15 protein-coding genes, 1 tRNA gene and 1 riboswitch are annotated in these 20,888 nt (G+C 72.6%); of the genes, 8 read left to right on the plus strand and 8 right to left on the minus strand.

Annotated features, from left to right (window positions below):
• Window positions 1-60 precede the first annotated feature (60 nt).
• The 3 genes from OO68_RS39410 to OO68_RS39420 all read left to right on the plus strand — a co-directional run bounded on the left by OO68_RS39410 (window position 61) and on the right by OO68_RS39420 (window position 2,625).
• Window positions 61-134 (plus strand) — tRNA-Met (locus OO68_RS39410).
• 209 nt (window positions 135-343) lie between these two features.
• Window positions 344-500: riboswitch (cyclic di-AMP (ydaO/yuaA leader) on the plus strand.
• Between the two features lie 11 nt (window positions 501-511).
• Window positions 512-1,552: a M23 family metallopeptidase gene (locus tag OO68_RS39415; protein WP_033314294.1), complete on the plus strand. Its 1,041-nt coding sequence runs from the start codon at window positions 512-514 to the stop codon at window positions 1,550-1,552.
• Window positions 1,553-1,680: 128 nt separating this feature from the next.
• Window positions 1,681-2,625: an aldo/keto reductase gene (locus OO68_RS39420; protein WP_033314295.1), complete on the plus strand. Its 945-nt coding sequence runs from the start codon at window positions 1,681-1,683 to the stop codon at window positions 2,623-2,625.
• Window positions 2,626-2,710: 85 nt separating this feature from the next.
• Here OO68_RS39420 and OO68_RS39425 read toward each other — a convergent pair whose 3' ends face one another.
• The 4 genes from OO68_RS39425 to OO68_RS39440 all read right to left on the minus strand — a co-directional run bounded on the left by OO68_RS39425 (window position 2,711) and on the right by OO68_RS39440 (window position 8,013).
• Window positions 2,711-4,057, minus strand: a complete 1,347-nt coding sequence (locus OO68_RS39425) for a PrsW family intramembrane metalloprotease (RefSeq protein ID WP_033314296.1) — start codon at window positions 4,055-4,057, stop codon at window positions 2,711-2,713.
• Between the two features lie 56 nt (window positions 4,058-4,113).
• Entirely contained in the window at window positions 4,114-4,965 is an 852-nt protein-coding gene (trmB, locus tag OO68_RS39430; RefSeq protein ID WP_033314297.1) for a tRNA (guanosine(46)-N7)-methyltransferase TrmB, read from the minus strand.
• 345 nt (window positions 4,966-5,310) lie between these two features.
• The gene (gene lhgD, locus OO68_RS39435; protein WP_033314298.1) at window positions 5,311-6,516 is read right to left on the minus strand and encodes an L-2-hydroxyglutarate dehydrogenase; all 1,206 of its coding nucleotides are present in this window, start codon (window positions 6,514-6,516) and stop codon (window positions 5,311-5,313) included.
• A 72-nt stretch (window positions 6,517-6,588) separates the two neighbouring features.
• Window positions 6,589-8,013 (minus strand): NsdA family TPR-like regulatory protein, encoded by a 1,425-nt coding sequence (locus OO68_RS39440; protein WP_033314299.1) that lies wholly within the window; start codon window positions 8,011-8,013, stop codon window positions 6,589-6,591.
• Window positions 8,014-8,803: 790 nt separating this feature from the next.
• On the opposite strand from OO68_RS39440, the gene OO68_RS39445 reads away from it, so the two are divergent.
• Window positions 8,804-10,921: an asparagine synthase-related protein gene (locus OO68_RS39445; protein WP_033314300.1), complete on the plus strand. Its 2,118-nt coding sequence runs from the start codon at window positions 8,804-8,806 to the stop codon at window positions 10,919-10,921.
• 448 nt (window positions 10,922-11,369) lie between these two features.
• Here OO68_RS39445 and OO68_RS48540 read toward each other — a convergent pair whose 3' ends face one another.
• Window positions 11,370-11,579 (minus strand): hypothetical protein, encoded by a 210-nt coding sequence (locus OO68_RS48540; RefSeq protein ID WP_033314301.1) that lies wholly within the window; start codon window positions 11,577-11,579, stop codon window positions 11,370-11,372.
• Window positions 11,580-11,677: 98 nt separating this feature from the next.
• On the opposite strand from OO68_RS48540, the gene OO68_RS48545 reads away from it, so the two are divergent.
• Window positions 11,678-11,986: a hypothetical protein gene (locus tag OO68_RS48545; RefSeq protein WP_033314302.1), complete on the plus strand. Its 309-nt coding sequence runs from the start codon at window positions 11,678-11,680 to the stop codon at window positions 11,984-11,986.
• A 17-nt stretch (window positions 11,987-12,003) separates the two neighbouring features.
• Here OO68_RS48545 and OO68_RS39460 read toward each other — a convergent pair whose 3' ends face one another.
• Window positions 12,004-13,995 (minus strand): sigma-70 family RNA polymerase sigma factor, encoded by a 1,992-nt coding sequence (locus tag OO68_RS39460; protein WP_033314303.1) that lies wholly within the window; start codon window positions 13,993-13,995, stop codon window positions 12,004-12,006.
• A gap of 197 nt (window positions 13,996-14,192) precedes the next feature.
• Window positions 14,193-14,957 (minus strand): TetR/AcrR family transcriptional regulator, encoded by a 765-nt coding sequence (locus tag OO68_RS39465; protein ID WP_033314304.1) that lies wholly within the window; start codon window positions 14,955-14,957, stop codon window positions 14,193-14,195.
• Between the two features lie 375 nt (window positions 14,958-15,332).
• On the opposite strand from OO68_RS39465, the gene OO68_RS39470 reads away from it, so the two are divergent.
• Complete coding sequence (locus tag OO68_RS39470; protein ID WP_033314305.1) at window positions 15,333-16,712, plus strand: NAD(P)/FAD-dependent oxidoreductase; 1,380 nt, start codon at window positions 15,333-15,335, stop codon at window positions 16,710-16,712.
• A 174-nt stretch (window positions 16,713-16,886) separates the two neighbouring features.
• On the plus strand, window positions 16,887-18,554 hold the full coding sequence (locus OO68_RS39475) for an ATP-binding SpoIIE family protein phosphatase (protein WP_033314306.1): 1,668 nt from the start codon (window positions 16,887-16,889) through the stop codon (window positions 18,552-18,554).
• A 10-nt stretch (window positions 18,555-18,564) separates the two neighbouring features.
• On the opposite strand, the gene OO68_RS39480 is transcribed toward OO68_RS39475, so the two are convergent.
• Complete coding sequence (locus OO68_RS39480) at window positions 18,565-19,830, minus strand: MFS transporter (protein ID WP_033314307.1); 1,266 nt, start codon at window positions 19,828-19,830, stop codon at window positions 18,565-18,567.
• 122 nt (window positions 19,831-19,952) lie between these two features.
• On the opposite strand from OO68_RS39480, the gene OO68_RS39485 reads away from it, so the two are divergent.
• Complete coding sequence (locus OO68_RS39485; protein WP_033314308.1) at window positions 19,953-20,501, plus strand: MarR family winged helix-turn-helix transcriptional regulator; 549 nt, start codon at window positions 19,953-19,955, stop codon at window positions 20,499-20,501.
• Window positions 20,502-20,888: the final 387 nt, after the last annotated feature.

Here is a 20,888-nt window from a genome sequence, read left to right on the forward strand (position 1 = left end):
GGCCGATCCGTGGGTGTGCACGAGTGGTCCCGCGGATGGCGTACACTGGAATCACAACGACGCGGGGTGGAGCAGCTCGGTAGCTCGCTGGGCTCATAACCCAGAGGTCGCAGGTTCAAATCCTGTCCCCGCTACTGAAGGCCGAGGGCCGGAATCCTGACGCCCCGTCAAAACCCGTCAGTCACTTGCGAAGCGGTCAACTCGCCCGATTTACTCCGGTCATGGCGGGTAAGTCCGCGCGAAAAAGGTTAATGATCAAGCGGAATCGCTGGAATACCCCTCGCGCCTCCATTAACGTTCGATAACGCAGCGCGGTCGTCCCAGCCGTCACAGAAGGCGGCTCCGTGCGCACGCGCCGAATCCCGAAAGGGAACCGGGGAACCACCACTTGGGGTGAATCGGGCGGATACCACCGTGGAAGCACGGTTGGTATACGCGCGTAGGAGACCTTCCTGCTCCGAACCCGTCAGCTAACCCGGTAGGCGAGAAGGAAGGAAAGGAGCACGCCCACGTGGCGTCCAACCGGCCTGCCCCCGCGGCCCCGTTCGCGCCGAAGCGCGACACCGACACCTTCGGCTACGGCGGTCAGCGCACCGACGAGGGCCCGTTCCAGGAGTGGAACCCCACCGAGGAGTCCATCCGTCCCGTCCGTGGCCGGCATCGCGTCACCAAGCAGCGCGGCGGAGGCCTCGCCCGCAGTTCCACCGTCCTGGGCGTCGGCGTCATAGCCGCCGTGGGTGCCGGCGGCATGGCCAGCGCCCAGACCGGCAAGCCCCCGGTGTCCATCTCCGTCCCGGACCTGCCCTCGGTGGGTTCCCTCATCTCGGACGACGACACCCCCGAGGGTTCCGCCACCCCGCTCAGCAGCCTCGGCACCGCCACGGCCGCCCCCGAGCAGGGCAAGAGCACCTCCGGCGCCGGCGCAGGTGAAGCACTGCGCGCCCGGATCATGGCCCAGGTCGAGCACCAGCAGGACCAGATCGAGACCAAGGCCGCCGAGGACGCCGCGGCCGCCGCCCAGAAGGCAGCCGCCGAAGCGGTCGCCAAGGCGGAGAAGGAAGCCAAGGCCAAGGCCGCCGCGGCCAAGGAGAAGGCGGAGGAGGAGGCCAGGAAGAAGGCCGAGGCCGAGCGCCTCGCCGCCCTGGCCAAGCAGTTCACGCTGCCGACCTCCTCGTACACCATCACCTCCAGCTTCGGCCAGGCCGGCGCCTACTGGTCCTCCGGCTACCACACGGGCCTGGACTTCGCCGCCCCCACGGGCACGCCGATCAAGGCCGTCCACAGCGGCACCATCACCGAGGCCGGCTGGAACGGCTCGTACGGCTACAAGACCGTCCTCACCCTCGATGACGGCACCGAGATCTGGTACGCGCACCAGTCCTCCATCGGCGTCAGCGTCGGCCAGAAGGTCAGCACGGGCGAGGTCATCGGCCGTGTCGGCGCCACCGGCAACGTCACCGGGGCCCACCTTCACCTGGAGGTCCACTCCGGCGGTTCCGCGAGCGGCATCGACCCGATGGCGTGGCTGCGGGGCAAGGGACTGAACCCGTAAGCCGTACCCACCCGTTGAAGCACCGGCGGCCCTGACGACGACCCCCCGACGTCAGGGCTGCCGGATTTTCCGGCATGCACGGCCGAGTGGGGGAATGGGCGGCTCCGGTACCGGCGTTGACGTGAAGCATGACTTCTCTGCGCAAGCTCGGCCCTTCCGACCTCGAGGTCTTCCCGCTCGCCCTCGGCGGCAACGTCTTCGGCTGGACCGCCGACGAGGACCAGTCGTTCGCCGTCCTCGACGCCTACACCGCCGCCGGCGGCAACTTCGTCGACACCGCCGACTCCTACTCGGCCTGGGTCGAGGGCAACCGGGGCGGTGAGTCCGAGACCGTGCTCGGCAAGTGGCTGAAGGCCCGCGGCAACCGGGCGGACGTCGTCGTCGCCACGAAGGTCAGCCAGCACCCCGAGTTCCGCGGCCTGTCCGCCGCCACCATCAAGGCCGCCGCCGATGCCTCCCTGCGGCGCCTCGGCACCGACTACATCGACCTGTACTACACGCACTTCGACCAGCCCGACGTGCCCGTCGAGGAGATCATCGGCGCGCTCGACACCCTCAGGAAGGCCGGGAAGGTGCGGCACATCGCCGCCTCCAACATCTCCGCCGAGCGGCTGCGGGCGTCCCTGGAGTTCTCCGACCGCGAGGGGCTCGCCCGGTACGTGGCCCTCCAGCCCCACTACAACCTGGTCTCCCGCGACACCTACGAGGGCGAGCTCCAGGATCTCGCCGAGCGGGCCGGCCTGGCCGCCGTACCGTACTTCGCGCTCGCGTCCGGCTTCCTCACGGGCAAGTACCGGCCCGGCACGACGGTCGACAGCGCACGAGCGGGGAGCGCGGCCAAGCACCTGGAGACCGACCGGGGGCAGCGGGTGCTCGCCGCCCTCGACGAGATCGCCGCGGCGCACGACGTGCCCGTGGCCACGGTGGCTCTGGCCTGGCTCGCCGCGCAGCCGACCGTGGTGGCGCCGATCGCCTCCGCGCGGACTGTGGAGCAGCTGCCCGCGCTGACCGGTGTCGGCGGGCTGACGCTCTCGGAGGATGAGATCGGACGGCTCACCGAGGCTTCGGCCTGACTCGGCCGGGGTCGGGCTGGCTCGGGCTGGCTCGTCCTGGCTCGGCCTGGCTTGGTCTCACGCGGCCTGAGTCGGACGAGAGGTCTCAGGAGCGGTACGGGTTGTACGCGGGGTACGGCGTCGGCTGCGGGCCGTACCCGTACACCCCGTACACCGGCCACGGCGGGGCCGTCACCGGGACCGGAGGGGCGGTGATCCGCGCCGCGTGGTCCAGCGCGGGGCGGGCCACGTCCCGGCGCCGCCAGAGCTCGCCGAGCAGTTCCCCCTCCCGTACGGCGAAGTCGGGCCCGGCACGGCCCCGCCGGGCCCGGTGCCGCAGGAACGCCAGGGACGTCGCGTACGCCTCGTAGCGCGCCACCTCCCGCGCCGCCGGCTTGCCCACGTGACGGCGGGCGTACTGGCGGGCGATCTGCCGGGCCCGCATCGAGCCCAGCGCGTACGGCTCGGCCGGGGTCAGCCAGCCGGCCACGGCGTAGGCGGGCAGCTCCGCCCGTACGGTCTGCAGCTCCCGCTGCCGGGTCCAGATCACCAGCCACGTCAGCAGTCCGAAGATGGGCACCATGAACGCCGCGTACACGGCGAAGAACCCGTACTCGCCGAAGGCCGAGGAGCCGTTCCACATCGCGTGCATGCCCATCGCGAGCAGCAGCCCGCCGAGCGGGAAGACGACGCGGCGCAGGGGCCGGCGGTCCGCCGAGAGCGCGGCGATGCCGAAGCCGATGCCCGACAGGACCGTGAACAGCGGGTGCGCGAACGGCGACATGACGATGCGCACGAAGAAGGTCGCCGCCGTGACGGAGGCGATGCCGGTGCCGCCGGTGAGCTGGTCGGTGCCGAAGGCCGTGCCCAGGTAAAGGATGTTCTCCGTGAAGGCGAAGCCGGTCGCCGTCACGCCGGCTATGACGACCCCGTCGAGGATCCCGGTGAAGTCCCGGCGGCGGAAGAGGAAGACCAGGAGGACGGCCGCCGCCTTGGCCGACTCCTCGACCACCGGGGCTATCACCGTCGCGCCGAGGGTGTCCGCGCTGGACGGGTCCGCCGTCGCCGTCGCTATCCATCTCGTCGCGAAGCTGTTGGCGACGATCGCTATCAGCGCCGCCGCGCAGGCGCCCCAGGCGAAGCAGAACAGCAGGTTCCGCCAGGGACCGGGCTCCACCCGGTCCAGCCAGCGGAAGGCGGCTATCAGCAGGGGCACCGGCAGCACGGCCAGCCCCAGCCCCACCAGGAAGCCCTCCGTGCCGGTCTCCTCGCGGACCAGGGCGAGGATGACCAGGCCGGATATCGCGAGGAGCGTGCTCAGTGCGCCGTAGCGCACCCAGGCGCGCTCCCACCAGTGGGCGTGCCGCAGGGAGCCGGCCGTGCCCGGGCCGGCGAGGGGTGCGCCGTCGGCGGGACCGCTGGGATACGACGGATGTGGGGGGCTGGTGGCCACGGCATTGACCCTAACGACGGATGGGCGCTGTCCGCAGGCGGAAGTGCCAGGGGTGGTCAGGCGCCGGCGGGGGGCTGGTCCACGTGCTGTACGCGACGGAAGAGGAGGTCGTTCACGACATGTCCCTTGTCCAGTCCCTGGCCCTCGAAACGGGTCAGCGGACGGAAGTCGGGACGCGGCGCGAAACCGCCGTCCGCCTGCGTGTTCTCGAAGTCGGGGTGGGCCGTGAGGACGTCGAGCATCTGCTCGGCGTACGGCTCCCAGTCGGTGGCGCAGTGGACGAACGCGCCCGGCCCGAGACGGGTGGCGGCCAGGGTGAGGAAGTCGGGCTGGATGATCCTGCGCTTGTGGTGCCGCTTCTTCGGCCAGGGGTCGGGGAAGTAGACGCGCAGACCGCTGAGGGAGTCCGGGGCGAGCATCTCGCGCAGGAGGATGATCGCGTCGCCGTTGCCGACCCGGATGTTGGACAGGCCGTTGCGGTCGGCGAGGTTGAGCAGATTGCCCTGGCCGGGGGTGTGAACGTCGACGGCGAGGATGTTCGTGGCGGGGTCGGCGGCGGCCATCTGGGCGGTGGCCTCGCCCATGCCGAAGCCGATCTCCAGGACGACGGGGTTGTCGTTGCCGAACAGCTCGGGCAGGTCGAGGGTGCGGCTGCCGTCGATGTCGAGGCCCCACTTGGGCCACAGCCGCTGCAGGGCATCCGCCTGACCTGCGGTGACCCGGCTGCGCCGCGGCTGGAAACTCCGGATCCGCCGCTCGAAGTGCGATCCGGCGGGGTCGGCCTTGGGCCCGTCGGGAAAGCGCGGCTCTCCCTTGGCCCGGGTACCCCGGACGGAGACACCCGGGGTGTGCGGGTGCGGGTGTGGGTGCGGGGCCGGGGTTTCGGGGGTGTTCGCGGAGTCAGACACAGTGCTACTGATTTTACGGTTGCGGTGCTTCGCCTGACGCCGGGTGTGGGTCGGGGCCGCGCCGGGGGGTGTCCGTCCTCGGAACGGCGCGATGGGGTGTCATACCGGCTGACTGGCGTTGACGCGCCAACCGCTACGGGCGGACACCCCCCGACACGTCCCCTGCTCGCCGTACGCGGGTGCGGGTCCGCGCCGCCTGCGGGCATGCGTGCCGCCTGGGGCGGCACGGGTAGGCGATGGGGGTCCCCCCTGCTCGAGCGAAGCCGAGAGCTTGGGGGAGGCACCCCGCTCCGCCGGGTTGCGGACCCACCCGGCCTCAGCGGCAATGCCCGGCACCTGTGAGTCTCACAGCGCGCTCAATGCCCTGCGCGCCACCTCCCGGCCGATCGGCAAGGACGCCGTGGCCGCAGGGGACGGTGCGTTGAGGACATGGACGGTTCTGGCGCCCTCGCGGATCAGGAAGTCGTCGACCAGGGTTCCGTCGCGGAGAACCGCCTGTGCGCGCACGCCCGCGGCCGTCCGTACGAGGTCGCCCTCGGACACCCCGGGCAGCAGCCTGCCCACCGCCTCCGTGAAGGCCCGCTTGGACAGGGAGCGCCGCAGCTCGCCGGCCCCGTACCGCCAGTGCCGGCGGGCTATCTGCCAGGAGCCGGGCCAGGCCAGGGTCGAGCCCAGCTCGCGCGGGCGGACCGTGCCCCACCCGTAGCCCTCGCGGGCCAGCGCCGGCACCGCGTTGGGTCCGACATGGACGCCCCCGTCGATACCCCGCGTGAGATGCACCCCGAGGAACGGGAACGCCGGGTCGGGCACCGGGTAGACCAGGCCGCGTACCAGCTCGGGCCGGGCCAGCTCGTAGTACTCACCCCGGAACGGCACGATCCGCATGTCCGGGTCGTCCCCGGTGAGCCGGGCGATCTCGTCGCACTGGAGACCGGCGCAGTTCACCAGGACCCGCCCGCGTACGACGTCCCCCGAGGCCGTGAGCACGGCGACCCCCCGCTCCGGGCGCCGGTCGACCCGCACGACCCGGGTGCCGTAGCGGATCTCCGCGCCCGAGCCGTGGGCCAGCTGGCGGGCGACCGCGACGAAGTCGCAGATGCCCGTCGTGCCGACGTGTATCGCGGCGAGGCCCCGCACCTCCGGCTCGTACTCCGCGATCTGGGACGCGCCCAGCTCCCGCACCGGGATCCCGTTCTCCCGGCCGCGCTGTACGAGGGCGTGCAGGCGGGGCAGCTCCGCGCGGTCGGTGGCGACGATCAGCTTGCCGGTGACGGCGTGCGGGATGCCGTACTCGGCGCAGAACTTGACCATCTCCGCCGCGCCCCGCACCGCGTACCGCGCCTTGAGGGAGCCGGGGCGGTAGTAGATGCCGCTGTGGATGACGCCGCTGTTGCGGCCGGTCTGGTGGCGGGCCGGGCCGGGTTCCTTCTCCAGGACGGTGACACGTGTGCCCGGTGCGGCGCGTGTGATCGCGTACGCGGTCGACAACCCGACGATTCCGCCGCCGATCACCAGCACGTCACAGTCGTATGTGCTCCGCACGCGCACCACCTCCCGCCTCGATACTGCACTGCGCCACTGACAATGCCTTCAAACGCGGGACGGGCGGCACACCTGCTCTTTCTACGCCGGGGCCATCAGCAGCGGCCGTGCACGCTCACGAAGCTCCACCACCCGGGGCTCGTCGCCGTACGGCTCCAGCCGGTGCAGGAGGTCCTTCACGTACTCGGTGGTACGGGCCGAGGAGATCCGCCCGGCGACCTCCACCGCCCGCACCCCCTGCTCGCACGCCGCGTCCAGATTGCCCGACTCCAGTTCGGCGACCGCCGAGACGACCAGGCGCAGGCCGTGCGAGCGGACGAACTCCTCCGTCGGCTTCGACAGGGCCTGCTCGGTGAAGCGGCGGACCTGCCGGGGTGCCTTGAGGTCGCGGTAGCACTCGGCCGCGTCGGCCGCGAAACGGTCGTAGGAGTAGAAGCCGAGCCAGCTCGGGTCGTTGTCGCCGGGGCGGGCGCGCTCCAGCCAGCTCTCGGCCGCCTTGAGGGCGCCGCCGGCCGCGGGGGCGTCGTTGGCGCGGGCGTGCGCGCGGGCCTCCACGAGGCGGAAGAAGCTCATGGTGCGGGCCGTGGCCAGGCCGCGGTTGCGTTCGAGGGCGGCCTGGGCGAGGTCCACGCCCTCGTCGCCGAAGCCGCGGTAGGTGGCCTGGAGGGACATGGTGGCCAGCACGTAGCCCCCGAGGGGGACGTCCGCCGCGGCCCGGGCCAGGCGCAGGGCCTGGATGTAGTAGCGCTGGGCCGCTTCCTGCTGGCCCGTGTCGAAGGCCATCCAGCCGGCGAGCCGGGTGAGTTCGGCGGAGGCGCCGAAGAGGGCCCGGCCGACCTCGTCGGAGTACGAGCCGAGCAGCAGCGGGGCGGCCTCCACCCTTAAGCACTCGGGGACCATGGACGAACGCCAGTCGCCGCCGCCGTACTTGGAGTCCCAGCGCCGCGCGTCCTCGGCGGCCTCCCGCAGCTTCTGCACATCACTGTGGCCGACTTTGAGCGGTGCGCCGGAGCCCTCGCCGGGGCCCACGTCACGCGCGACCGAACTGTCGGCCGGGGTTATCAGCCATCGTGAGGCGGGCGTTGCGTATGCGCTCACTGCGAACGATCCGGCGAGCGACTGCCAGATGCCGCCGGAACCGGCCCGGCGGCCTGCGAGGTCGAGGCGGTAGAGGTCGGTCGCGGACCGCACCGCCTGACCGACGTCGCGCGGGAAGGCGAGGCCGACTTCGGGGGCGGGGTCCGCGTCCGCCAGGCCGATCTCGTGGAGCGGCACCGGGCGGCCGAGCTTCTGGCCGATGGCGGCGGCGATGAGGTGCGGAGCAGCACCTTGCGGCACCATGCCCTTCGACACCCAGCGCGCCACCGACGTCTTGTCATAGCGAAGTGTCAGTCCTCGCTGGGCGCCAAGGTCGTTGACGCGTCGCGCGAGGCCTGCGTTGCTGATTCCCGCGAGGGCGAGAACGGCGCCGAGTTTTTCGTTCGGCCCGCGTTGCTCCCTGGACATGCGCCACCCCTCGACACAGACGGCTGCCGCGCTGGCATAACCATGCGGCATTCGTAAACCCAGCGTAGTTCGCCGCATCCCAAGCGTTAAGGGGCATTGTTCCGGTTGGCGGGATTGTGGTCCGTACTGAAGTGCGGTTCAGATACGGGCTGTTGCGACGTGCTCCCACTGTGTGGCCGTGCGCCTGTCCGTGCGCTCTTCTCCGGCCATCGCGGGAGCGGTTCCATGGTCATTGCGTGGGTCGGCCCGCTGTACTGGATCCAGTGGGCTGGGGGACACCGCCGCCTTCATCCCCGCGGGCGGCGGAACGGTCCGGGAGGCGTGCTCCGTCTCCCGGACTGCGCGACCGGGTGGCAGAGCGCGCAGCCTGTACGGAGCGTGTTCGAGGCTGCCCGCGCGATATCGATTTGGCTGAAAAGCGACCCCCTCGGCCGTGGGGTATCAAGCCTCCTACCACGGCAGTTGAGGGCGCGCCGGGCGTGATTGGGGCGCGTTCCGGGGGCGCATTCGCGTCGCAGTCGTACCGGGGACATGTCGCCGGTACGCCTTGATTCTTGGCCGCCCCTTTGTTTTCCGCGCTCCTGGCCGCCGTCGATTCCGACTGCCGTTCGTGCCCGACTCGTCATGAACGTGCGGGTGTTCGGGGTCCCGAAAGGGGTTGGGCGGCTCCGCCGGGGCGCATTCGGCGGAGCGCAAGCGGCGTCGGCACCCTCTGGAACGCTTCCTTCATGGCAGCATGGTGAACCGGTTCGTACGGTGCACTGGTTGTCCACAGCCTGTGGAGGCGGCGATGCGGTGGTTGGTGGGGTGGAGCAGCACCGCCGCGGGAGCCGTCGCTGCCGGTTCGGCGGGGGCCACCGGCAGCGAGGGTGAGACGCTGCATCCGGTGGGGTCCCAACTCCTGTGGGGCGACCCCGATCCGCTGTGGGCGGTCGGCGACTGGCGCCCCGACGAGGTGCGGGTCGTGAAGGCCGACGACCGGACCAGGATCGCCGTCCTCGGCATCTGCGGCGCCACCGACGAGCAACTGCGCGTCGCGCTGTTCGCCGCGCGCGGTGGCGCGCTCCGGCATCTGACCGCCTGGCCGGGCAGCTACACCGCGATCGTCCAGGTCGGCAGACGGATCACCGTCTGCGGCGACCTCGCGGGCGCGCGGCCCGTGTTCCACACGCCCTGGGCCGGCGGCACGGCGTACGCGACCGCCGCGCTGCCGCTGGCCGACCTCATCGAGGCCAACCTGGACTTCGGGCATCTCGCCGCGCTGCTGGCCGCCCCGGACGTGCCCGCCGCGCTGCACGACTCCACGCCGTACGACGGCGTGAAGCGCATTCCGCCCGGGCACGCCCTCATCCTGCGCGCCGGGGCGCGCGAGATCGCCGGGTACGAGCCGGTCGCCTCGCTGGCCGTGGCGGCGCCTCCAGCCGATCCCGACAGCGCGGTCGACGCGGTGCGCGACGCGCTCGTGGAGGCCGTACGGGCGCGGCTGTCCGCGCCGCGGCACGTCCCCGGGGCGGACATAGACCCGGGTCCGGTGCCCGGCATGGGCCCCGCGGAGCGGCGGGCCGCGCGGGGGATGCCGGTGCCGGGCATCGGCGCTGACCTGTCCGGCGGGCCGGCCTCCGGGGCCCTGGCACTGCTGGCCGCGGGCCTGCCCGGGATGCCGGGCACGGTGCTGGGACACGGCACGGGCGCGGGCGAGCGGCTGCTCGCCGTCACGTTCAACGACCTCGCCGTCGGCGGGCGGGAGGCCGAGCTGGAGCGGGCGGGCGCGCTGGCGGCGAACCCGCGGCTGCACCACGTCGTCGTGGCGGGCGGCGAGGAGACCCTTCCGTACGCCGACCTGGACGGGCCGCTGACCGACGAGCCCGGGCCGTGCCTGGTGTCCGCGGCGCGTCACCGGGCCCGGCTGGCGGCGGGCAGCGCGGACCACTTCACGGGCTACGGTGCGCGCCAGGTCCTGGACGCCCATCCCGCGCGCCTCGCCGACCTGCTGATGGACCGCCGGCGACGTCATCTGGTACGGCCGGTCGCCGCCCTGACCAAGGCCGACGGATCGGTGCTGGTGCCGGCGCGGGTGTACGCGGCGGCGCGGCGGTTGTCCCGGACGCCGTACCGGTCGGGCGTCGAGTCCCTCGCCGAGCGTCTGCTCGACCCCCGCTCCGACGACGGCCTCGACGCGCCCGGCGGCGCGCTGGATGCCTCGCTCGCCGCGCTGACCTGGGGCAGACCCGGGCCGGCGGCGCGCTGGCTGACTGGTGAGGCACTCGCTGAAGTATCGGTTCGCCTTCAGGCGTCGACGCACCGGTCGGAGCTGGTGGGGCCGGGGCAGCGGCCGGGAGACTTCCGGGCGCGTGCGGCGCTGGCGCGTCATGCGGCGGATCTGCGGGTGCTGGAGCAGGCCGCGGAGGTCCGCTTCCAGCGGCTGCACGCGCCGTTCCTGGACAACCAGGTCGTCCGCGCGGCCCGGGCGCTGCCCGAGGCGCTGCGGGTGCGGCCGGGGGCGCGGGCGGCGATCCTTCGTACGGTGCTGGAAGGGGCCGGTGTCCGGGAGCTGCCGCCCGGCTGGGGCGCCCCGACCCAGGCGACGGAGGCGGCCGCGGAGCGTACGGGGCTGCGTGTGGCGGCGGACTCCCTGGTCTCCCTGTTCGACACTCCGCTGCTGGCGCAGGCGGGTCTGGTCGAGGCCCGGGTGGTCCGCAAGGCGTTGCGCGGCGCGGCGGCGGGTGAACCCCTGCCCCTGGACGGCCTCGCGGACCTGGTCTCCCTGGAGCTGTGGCTGCGCCGCCTGCTGTCCCGCCGCGGCACGTGCTGGACGGGGACACCGGCGAGGCAGCGGGCGGTACCGGCGGGGATCGCACCGCAGCGAGGGGCGTTGGGGGCGGGGGCCGGTGGGGGGCGGCGGGTGTAGTCGCCCGTGCGGGGGCGCGTGCGCTTCGCCTTCGCGTCGGGGGTGGGTCGGGGCCGCGCCGGGGGGTGTCCGTCCTCGGAACGGCGCGATGGACCTACTTGCCGACTGACTGGCGTCGACGCGTCAATCGCTAGTCGCCAACTGCCGTACGTACGGCGGCGACTGGGAGGCCTCCGTCGCCCTGATGTTCCGTGCGCACACGGTCGTCGACGGCCCCGGCGGCCTGGAGGGCGTCGACGACGACCTGGCGGAGCTGCGGGCCCTCAGCCGCCGCGTGGGTGACCGCTGGCTGCGTGCACAGGTGTGCAGCGCGGCCGGTGAGGCCGACAATGGCGCGCAGCCGCTTCGAGGACGCCGAGGGCGAGTACGAGGAGGCCCTGCGGCTCGCCTACGAGGTGGGCGCCTACGCCGAGTCGCCGTTCCTCATCGCCCGGCTCGCCGAGATCGCCTACCGCCGGGGAGACCGGGGGGCCGCGGCGGCGTTGCTGGACGAGGCCACGGCCGCCGCCGAACGGTACGGCGTGCGGGACTCCAAGGCGTACATCCCGCTGATGCGCGCCCAGATGGCGTTCGAGGAGGGCCACACCGACCGGGCGCGCGCGTGGTGCGAGGAGGCCCGGGCGGACACCGGCACCGGCACTCCGCCGCCCCAGTTCATGGTGATGCTGCTCCTGCTCGACGCCGCGATCACGGCTCGGGAGTCCGGCGCGCGATCCGCTCCGCCCATGGCGACCGGACGGAGCCCTGCGCGAAGCCGTGGCCAAGCGGTGCTCGGACGTGATCCGGGCCACGGTGGTGGACGGCGTCGCGGGGCTGCTGGCCGACCTCGGCGACTTCCCGCGGGCGGCCCGGCTGCTCGGCACCGCCGACCACTGGCGGTCCGGCCGCCCACGCTCCCTGCCGGAGCGCGCCCCGGTGGAGCGGGCCGAGGCCGCCGTACGCGCCGCCCTGGGGGGTGCCCGGTGCGAGGCGGAGCGTGCTCGGGGGACGACGCTCACCGCGGACGACGTCCTGCGCGAGCTGGCCGAGGCGCACAGCGCGTACGCCGATGGCGGGGTGGTGTGAGCCGCCGTCCCGTGGGGCTAGCCGCAGGTGAACCTGGACTCCGCCCAGTCCACCGGCAGCAGGTCGTCCAGGGCGCTGCGAGGTTCCACCACCAGCCGGACGGTGCTGCGGCCGGCGAGGTTCACATGGACGGGCACGGCCGGGTCACCGCCCTCGACCAGCGGCGACCGCCACAGCCGGACCCCGTCGGCGTAGACGGAGAAGTACACCTTGCCGAGCCGCAGCGTCATGTCGTCCACCCCCACGAGCGCGTCGTACGACGAGCAGGGGCGGTTGAGGTCGATGGTGACGGACGAGCGGCCGTGCACGGTGACGCCGTGCGCATACCGCTGGGCGCCGACCGACAGGCCGGACCGCTTCCAGACCCAGCTGCTCGAACCGATCCGCATCTCGGGCTTCGTGCCGTCGCCGTTGATGTCGTACGACAGTTCGCTCCACTGGTAGACGGCCGGAGCGGGCCGGGGCGGTGGGGGAGTGGGCGTCGGTGTGGGGGCCGGAGGCGGTGTCGGCCTCGGGGACTCGGGCGGTGGAGCGGGGGTCCGGGTCGGCGTGGGGTCCGGGTCCGGATCTGGATCTGGACTCGGGCTGGTCCTGGAACTCGGTTCCGGCGCGGGCGTCTGGGCGCGCGCCTGCGCGATGTCCGGCGGTCGCGGTCCCGGACCGGGCCGTGAGGAGGACGGCGTGGGCGTGGGCGTGGGCTCACCCGGGCGCACCACCGACGACGGCGGAGGGAGTCGGGGGGTGCCCTCGGCCTCCTGCTTCGGCTTCTCGTTGCCGGCCAGTGCCATCACCACCGCCGCCGCGACACCGACGGCGACCACACCGGCGGCGATACCGGCCTTCACCGGTGCGCCGACCCCCTCGGAGACAGCCGCACCACCTCCGCCTGCCGACCCGCCGCCGGCCGCGGCCGCCCCGCCTCCCGCAGCCGCCCCGCCGGCGGAGCCACCGGCTGCCGCTGCCCCCGCCGCACCGGCCGCTCCCGCGCCCCCGGCGATGAGCCCGGCCGCCTTCGCGTACCCGGCGGCCCCGAACCAGCCGATGACCGCGACGGGCACGACGGCCGGGATGCCGCCGGCCACTTCCTCGATCTGCAAGGCCGCCAGCCGGCACTTCGCGCATTCGTCCAGGTGCTTGCGCAGCCCCCGCTCGGCCCGGGTGCGCAGCCGGCCTCGGGCGTAGGTGCCGAGCTGGTCGGCGTAGCGCGCGCATTCCTCGTCGCCGGTGAGCGTGGCGCTGACGTGTGCCTGGAGGTAGGCCTGCTTGAGGCCCTCGCGGGCCCGGCTGGCGAGCACGCGGGTGCCGTTGGCGTCCAGCCCGAACAGCGTGGCGACCTCGCTGGGCGACTCGTCCTCGATCTCGGTGTGCCACAGCACGGCCTGCCAGCGCTCCGGCAGCGACCGGAAGGCCCGCATGGCCATGGACTGCTCGGCGTGGTGCATCGCCCGCACGTCCGCGCCCAGTTCGAGCGTGTCGTCGTCGGACACGTCGGGCCCGCGCGCGGACTGGGCGGCGAACACCGCGAAGTCGTCGACGAGCTGCTCGCGCCGCGCCGACCTCGTCCAGGAGGCGGCCACGCGGCGCACGGAGGTGAGCAGGTAAGCGCGCACGGCGTGCGCCGGGCCCGCGCCGCCGCGCACCGCCTGGAGCATGCGGGCGAAGACCTCGGCGGTCAGGTCGTCCGCGGTGTGGGCGTCACGGCAGCAGGTCCGGGCGTACCGGCGCACGGCTTGCGCATGGCGCCGGTACAGCTCCTCGTACGCCGTGTCGTCGCCCGAGCGCATCCGGTCGATGAGGTCGGCGTCGGACGGCGGCAGTTCACGCGGCGGCGGCAGGACGCCGTCCTCGCGCCGGTCGCGCTGGGCCGGGACCGAACCGTCCACGGGGTGCACGCCGGGCGGCACGCTCGCGCGGCCGCCCTGGCTCGGCACCTGCGGCGGGACCCCGTCGCCGGCCGAGGCGTCGCCGCTCCCACCGCCGCTCGACTCGTCCCGACCGTCAACGCTCATCGCGGAAAGCCCCCGCCAGCCGCCCAACCCGTCCAGACCACCGGGTCAGCGTGCCATATCGGCATTTGGTCAGACCCCTGGAGTTCGGACCATCACTCATCCGTGGGCACTTGCCGCACGGAAGTACTAGCCGTCACTCGTTCGGGGAAGGCTTCCCTCTTCCTCAGGCCCCGGCCCCCGGGACCCCCAGGGGCGGCTCACGCCGGTCGCGAGCGCAGCCCCTCCAGCAGGATGTCCAGCAGCCGGGCCGACGCGGCCGCCTGCTGTGCGGCGTCCGGCAGTGAGGGCGCGGCCGTGGCGATCACCAGCAGCACGTCCGACACCGACACGTCCGCCCGCAGCTCACCGGCCGCACGCGCCCGGTCCACGAGCTGGCCCACGACCTCCAGCAGCGCCGACGTCCCGGCGTCGTCCTCGCCCGCGACCGCCGGCACCGCGGCGACCGCGACCGGCTGGTCCGGCACCAGCCGCAGCTCCGTCCCGCCCGGCTGGGTCCGCTGCTGCGGCACCCGCGGGCCCGAGGAGCCGTCCTCGACCGAGACCCGCAGCACCTGCGGCGGCAGCAGCCGCCCGGCGCCGGAGGCCACCGACGTCCGCAGGAAGCGCGACAGCGCCGACCACGGCTCGTCCTCCTGCCCGAGCGCCGCACGCGCCTGGTCGGTCAGCCGGGAGGTCTCCTCCTCGGCTATCCGCCGCACCAGGACGTCCTTGCTCGGGAACCGGCGGTACACCGTGCCGACACCGACCCGCGCGCGCCGCGCCACGTCCTCCATCGGCGCGCCGTACCCCAGCTCGCCGAAGACCTCGCGCGCCGCCCGCAGCACGTGCTCCAGATTGCGCTGTGCGTCCACGCGCAGCGGCGTCGTCCGCGACACGTCGCGTCCGTTGCCCGCCGCGCTCATCGTCATGCCACCCGCCGCGACCGCGGACGCCGGCGACCAATGAGAGTCCTGAACATGCATAAGCATTCCCCCGGTAATGACGTCTCCCCCCGGAGACACTCCCCGCCATTCGATGCCGGGGCCAGGGAACGGCTCAGGTCCGCGGGCCCGCCCGTCGCGGACCCGGTGAGCACATCCCCCTACACCCCGTCGACACACGAACATAGTTGAGAGGGAGTCAATTCAGAAGGGGCACGTTCCGCACGGAGCGCCCACCGATCGGAGTACGGGTCGTATACGTCCTGAATGTGCCCCCGTGCGCCCCTCGCACCACCCATCCTGACCTGCGCATATGTGCGGCAGGCCTCGATTCCGGCCAACTCCGCGCGCTCTCCCGCTCCGGTCACACAATTCGTCGAGGCTGTGGACAAACTCAAGCGTCGGGTGCGTCATGGGATGGTGAAGGAACGTGCGCGCATTCTCGTTGTCGGTGGTGGCTACGTCGGGATGTACACGGCCCTGCGCCTGCAGCGCAGACTGAAACGGGAACTGGACCGGGGCGACGTGGAGATCACGGTCGTCACCCCCGACCCGTACATGACCTACCAGCCGTTCCTCCCCGAGGCCGCGGCGGGCGCCATCTCCCCCCGCCACGTCGTCGTGCCGCTGCGCCGCGTCCTCGACCGGTGCCGGGTCCTGATCGGCGAGGCCACCGCCGTCGACCACGCCGAACGCACCGCCACCATCACCACCCTCGCCACCGAGGAGGAGGGCACCGGCGGACAGCGGCTGCCCTACGACGAACTCGTCCTCGCCCCCGGCTCCGTCTCGCGCACCCTGCCGATCCCCGGCCTCGCCGACCACGGCATCGGCTTCAAGACCGTCGAGGAGGCCATCGGCCTGCGCAACCACGTCATCGAGCAGATGGACATCGCCTCCTCCACCCGCGACCCCGCGATCCGCGACGCGGCCCTCACCTTCGTCTTCGTCGGCGGCGGCTTCGCGGGCGTGGAGGCACTCGCCGAACTGGAGGACATGGCCCGCTACGCCGCGCGCTACTACCACAACGTCCAGCCCGACGACATGAAGTGGATCCTCGTCGAGGCATCGGACCGCATCCTGCCCGAGGTCGGCGAGGAGATGGGCCGCTACACCGTCACCGAACTGCGCCGCCGCAACATCGACGTCCGCCTGCGGACCCGCCTCGAATCCTGCGCCGACCGGGTCGCCGTCCTCAGCGACGGAGCCCGCTTCCCCACGCGTACGGTCGTCTGGACGGCCGGCGTGAAACCCCACCCGGTGCTCGCCGCCACCGACCTGCCGCGCAACGGCCGCGGACGCCTCACCTGCACGCCGGAACTGTCGGTCGAGGGCACCACGCACGCGTGGGCCGCGGGAGACGCCGCCGCCGTCCCGGACGTCACGGCCGGAGAACCGGGCCGCGAATGCGCCCCCAACGCCCAGCACGCCGTCCGCCAGGCCAAGGTCCTGGCCGACAACATCGTGCACTCCCTGCGCGGCGAGCCTCTGGAGGCGTACGAACACGCCTACGCCGGCTCGGTCGCCTCCCTGGGCCTGCACAAGGGCGTCGCCCACGTCTACGGACGCAAGCTCAAGGGCTACCCCGCCTGGTTCATGCACCGCGCCTACCACCTCAGCCGCGTGCCCACCTTCAACCGCAAGGCGCGCGTGCTGGCCGAATGGGCCCTGGCCGGCCTGTTCAAGCGGGAGATCGTCTCGCTGGGTTCACTCGAACACCCCCGGGCGGAGTTCGAACTCGCGGCCGGTGGAAAGCCTTCTCAGGACCCCCCGCACAACCCGAAGGGGTCGTCCTGACCGGACCCAGGAACTCCACCGGCCGGCCCGGCGTCTGACGGATGTCGGTCCGGTCCGCGCACTGCCAGACTGGTCCACCACCGCGGGCGTGCCACCCCACGTCCCGGTGCGGGCCCTGAGGGGCCCCGGCCGGTTCCGGTGCCGGCCGCCGACCACTACACGAGGCAAGGATTCGTGAACTTCACGCGCTGGAGCGCCCGGCTCCCCGGAACGCAGCGCCGCGCCGCAGCGCGGACCGAGCAGACGGCCTCCCCGGACCGGCGGGGGGAAGGCTCCGTGCCCGCCGCCCGCGCCGAACAACTGACCGACGAGTCGCCGTCCGTACCCGCCGTCGACGAGCTGCGGGTGCGTGAGGTCCTCGACCGCGTCCCGTCCCTCGTCGCCCTGGTCCACGGCCCCGACCACCGCATCGCCTACGTCAACGACGCCTACACGACCGCCTTCGGCGTACGCCCCCTGGGCGAACGCGCCCGCGAGGCCCTCCCCGAGCTGGACGGCCTCGGTTTGTTCCCCCTCCTGGACCAGGTCCAGCGCAGCGGCAAACCGCGCACGGTCAAGTCCCGCAAGGCCCCCGACGGCCGCTCCTACACCTTCACCTGCACCCCGGTCGCCCAGGGCGACGGCAAGGGCGGCAGCGAGGGCCGCGGCGTACTCGTCTTCGCCACCGACGTCACCGACCACGCCGAAGCCGCCGAACGCCTGCGCGCCAGCGAACGCCGCCAGCGCGAAACGGCGGTCACCCTCCAGCGCTCCCTGCTCCCCCAGGAGCTCGAACAGCCGGACGACCTGCGCATCGCCGCCACCTACCACCCCGGCGGCACGGAAGCCGCGGTCGGCGGCGACTGGTACGACGTCATCACCCTGGGCGGCGGCCGCACGGCCCTGGTCATCGGCGACGTCATGGGCAGAGGTGTCCGCGCGGCCGCGGTCATGGGCCAGCTCCGCACGGCGGTCCGCGCCTACGCCCGCCTCGACCTCCCCCCGCACGAGGTCCTCCAGCTCCTGGACGGCCTGGCCGCCGAGATCGACGCCAATCAGATCGCCACCTGCGCGTACGCCATCCACGACCCGAACGAGGGCAAGCTGATCTACTCCTCGGCGGGCCACCTCCCGATCCTCGTCCGCGACGAGAACGGCACGGTCCTGCGCGCCGAAGAACCCACCGGCCCCCCGCTCGGCACCGGCGGCTGGATGCACACCTCGGGCTCGATCCCCCTCGCCCCCGGATCCACGGCCGTCCTCTACACGGACGGCCTGGTCGAGCGCCGCGACGCGGACCTGGACGAGGGCATCGCCGCCCTGGAACGCGCCCTGGCCGGCGCCACCGGCACCCCCCAGGTCGTCTGCGACCGCCTGGTCCGCTCCGCCGGTGTCACGCCCGACCACGACGACGACGTGGCCGTCCTGGTCCTCCAGCACCCCGCGCGCACGGGAGCGGACAGCGAGCTCTTCCGCAACGCCGCCCTGGAACTCCTCGGCGGCGTGGAAGCGGCTCCCCGCGCGCGTGCCTTCGCCTCCGGCGTCCTCACCAGCTGGCGGTTCCCCGCCGACCTGCACGACCTGGGCGTCCTGGCCACCAGCGAACTGGTCGCCAACTCCCTCCAGCACGGCACCCCGCCGATGCGCCTGCGCCTGCGCCGCACGGACAGACGCCTGATCATCGAGGTCACCGACGGCGACGACCACCTCCCCAGACGCCGCCGCGCGGAACCGGGCGACGAATCGGGCCGGGGCATCGCCATCGTCGCCACGATCGCGTCGAACTGGGGCTGCCGTCGCACACCGGGCGGCGGCAAGGCGGTCTGGTGCGAGTTCGCCCTGCCGCGCACGCAGCCGACGTGAGCGCGCCGGATCAGACGTCCGCGGAAACGGGCGCCCCACCCCGCGCCACGACCCGGCTCTTCCCGAGCCACGGCTGATCCTGCACATCGGTCAGCTGCCGCCCCAACCGCACGGCCAGGACGGTGATCCCCAGGGAGAACACCAGGAACGCCACGATGTACGGCGCGTGCAGCGACGCCCCCAGCGGCCCGCCCACCGCCGGCCCGACGGCCAGCGCGAGCTGCTTGACCAGGGCGAAAGCCGAGTTGTACTGCCCGGCCATGCCCTCCGGCGCGAGATCCGCGACCAGCGGGGCCACGGTCGGCGACAGCATCGCCTCACCCAGCCCGAACAGCGCGTACGTCGAGACGAACGCGGCCGTCGCCATCTCCTGGCTCCCGTGCCCGAGCCCCGCGTACCCGGCGACGGCCCATGCCACGGCCCAGATCAGCCCGACGGCGGCGATCACCCGCGACCGCCGGCGCCGCTCCACGAACCGCAGCACGGCGAACTGCGCGACGACGATCATCAGCGTGTTGGCGGCGAGCGCGGTCCCGAGCGCGGACGTCGAAATCCCCGCGGCCTCGACCCCGTACGCACTCAGCCCCGACTCGAACTGCCCGTAGCAGGCGAAGAACAGCACGAAGCCCAGCACGCACAGCTGCACCATGGCCCGGTTGCCCAGCAGCTGCCTCCAGCTGCCCCCGCCCGACGCCTTGGGCGCGTCCTCGATCCGCGGCGCGTGCGGCATCCGCACGGTCACCATCACCACGACGAGCAGCAGGAACATCGCCGCCTCGATCGCGAAGAGCAGAGTGAAGGAGGCGGCGCTGCTGGTGTCGACCAGATGCCCGCCGATCAGGCCACCGACGCCGAGCCCGAGGTTTTGCAGGAAGAACTGCATGGCGAAGGCACGCGACCGTGTCTCGGCCGACGAGCAGTCCACGATCATCGTCGCGAGCGCCGGCTGCATCACGGCCTGCCCGGCACCCAGCAGGGAGGCCGACACCAGCACGGCCGCCGCGCTGCTCGCGATCCCCAGACTGAGCGCACCCAGGGCGGCGGTGACCAGGGCGGCGAGCAACACCGGCAGCGGGCCACGCCGGACGATGGCCCGCCCGGCGAACGGCAGCACCACCAGCGCGGCCACAGCGAAGACGGCGAGCACGAGACCCGCCGTCATGGCCCCAAGACCTCGCACCTGCGCCACATAGACGTACAGGTACGGGACCGTGAAGCCGAGCCCGAACGCGCTGAGTGCGTTACCCACGTGAATCCGGCGCATCGCTGCGCCCATCGCCCTGGTCACGTTCACCTCTCTCACAAGTTAGGAGTGAAGACTTCGAAGCTAAAGTTCGAAGCTAAAGAGTACATACCCAAGGACTTCAAGGCAAAGAGCGACCGTGCGATACTGCGCCCATGGGCGACACCGCCGGCCCCAGCGAGCCGACCCTCGAAGAGCAGATCGCCGCGTACCAGCGCGAGTTCCAGGACCTCGACCCCCAGGTCGAGCAGATCGTCTCGGCCCTCTCCCGCCTGAACCGCCGCATGAACGTCGCCTACGGCCGTCAGACCTCGGCCCTCGGCATCAGCAACGCGGAGTGGGAGGTCCTCAAGGCCCTCGTCCTCTCCGGAGCCCCCTACCGCCTGGGCCCCAGCGACCTGGCCAAGCGCCTCGGCCTGACCCCGGCTGCGATGACCCACCGAATCGACCGCATGGTCGCCGAATCTCTGGTGACCCGTGAGCGAGACGAGTCCAACCGCGTACGAGTCATCGTGGAGCTGACATCCGAGGGGCGAGAGAAGTGGCTGGAGGCGATGCGCCTGGCGTCGGTCTTCGAGGAGGACCTGCTCCAGGACCTGTCACCCGACGAGCGCACGGCGCTGGGCGAAGTGCTCACACGCCTGCTGCGCCGGGTCGAGCACGCGCAGCCGGACGCCGGCGGGCGTCTCACCGACCTGGACTGACACCCGGGCCGAAAAGATCTTGACAGGGCCGCTTGACAGCCCCATGCCGGATCCGTAGAGTTCTTCGGGTTGCCGCAGAGCCGTAACGGTTCTTCGACAGCACTTCCGCCGCAACAGCGGCACCCAAACCACCAGCTCGACATCCCAACGGGGTTGTTTTCGGCGTGCCCGAATTCAATTCGAATTGGGACTCGACGACCTGATCGACTCCGTACGGCTTCGATTTGGGAATCGCCGAGAGGGCGCGCTAAGGTTAGGAACGTCGGAACGGCCCAACAGCCGTGAAGGCAAACCCCGCTGACCGGGGATCAGGCCCGAAAGGATCTGATAGAGTCGGAACCGCCGGAAAGGGAAACGCGGAAGCGGGAACCTGGAAAGCACCGAGGA

The organism is Streptomyces iakyrus (genome assembly GCF_000717055.1).
Classification (GTDB): Bacteria; Actinomycetota; Actinomycetes; order Streptomycetales; family Streptomycetaceae; genus Streptomyces; species Streptomyces iakyrus.

What these genes read in the sequence shown, in the direction of transcription:
- OO68_RS39465 (WP_033314304.1), bottom strand. Translation starts at nt 14,957, where the DNA reads ATGCATGTTCAGGACTCTCATTGGTCGCCGGCGTCCGCGGTCGCGGCG.
- OO68_RS39460 (WP_033314303.1), bottom strand. Translation starts at nt 13,995, where the DNA reads ATGAGCGTTGACGGTCGGGACGAGTCGAGCGGCGGTGGGAGCGGCGAC.
- OO68_RS48540 (WP_033314301.1), bottom strand. Translation starts at nt 11,579, where the DNA reads ATGAACTGGGGCGGCGGAGTGCCGGTGCCGGTGTCCGCCCGGGCCTCC.
- OO68_RS39480 (WP_033314307.1), bottom strand. Translation starts at nt 19,830, where the DNA reads ATGGGCGCAGCGATGCGCCGGATTCACGTGGGTAACGCACTCAGCGCG.
- OO68_RS39485 (WP_033314308.1), top strand. Translation starts at nt 19,953, where the DNA reads ATGGGCGACACCGCCGGCCCCAGCGAGCCGACCCTCGAAGAGCAGATC.
- OO68_RS39420 (WP_033314295.1), top strand. Translation starts at nt 1,681, where the DNA reads ATGACTTCTCTGCGCAAGCTCGGCCCTTCCGACCTCGAGGTCTTCCCG.
- OO68_RS39445 (WP_033314300.1), top strand. Translation starts at nt 8,804, where the DNA reads ATGCGGTGGTTGGTGGGGTGGAGCAGCACCGCCGCGGGAGCCGTCGCT.
- OO68_RS39470 (WP_033314305.1), top strand. Translation starts at nt 15,333, where the DNA reads ATGGTGAAGGAACGTGCGCGCATTCTCGTTGTCGGTGGTGGCTACGTC.
- OO68_RS39440 (WP_033314299.1), bottom strand. Translation starts at nt 8,013, where the DNA reads ATGTCCAGGGAGCAACGCGGGCCGAACGAAAAACTCGGCGCCGTTCTC.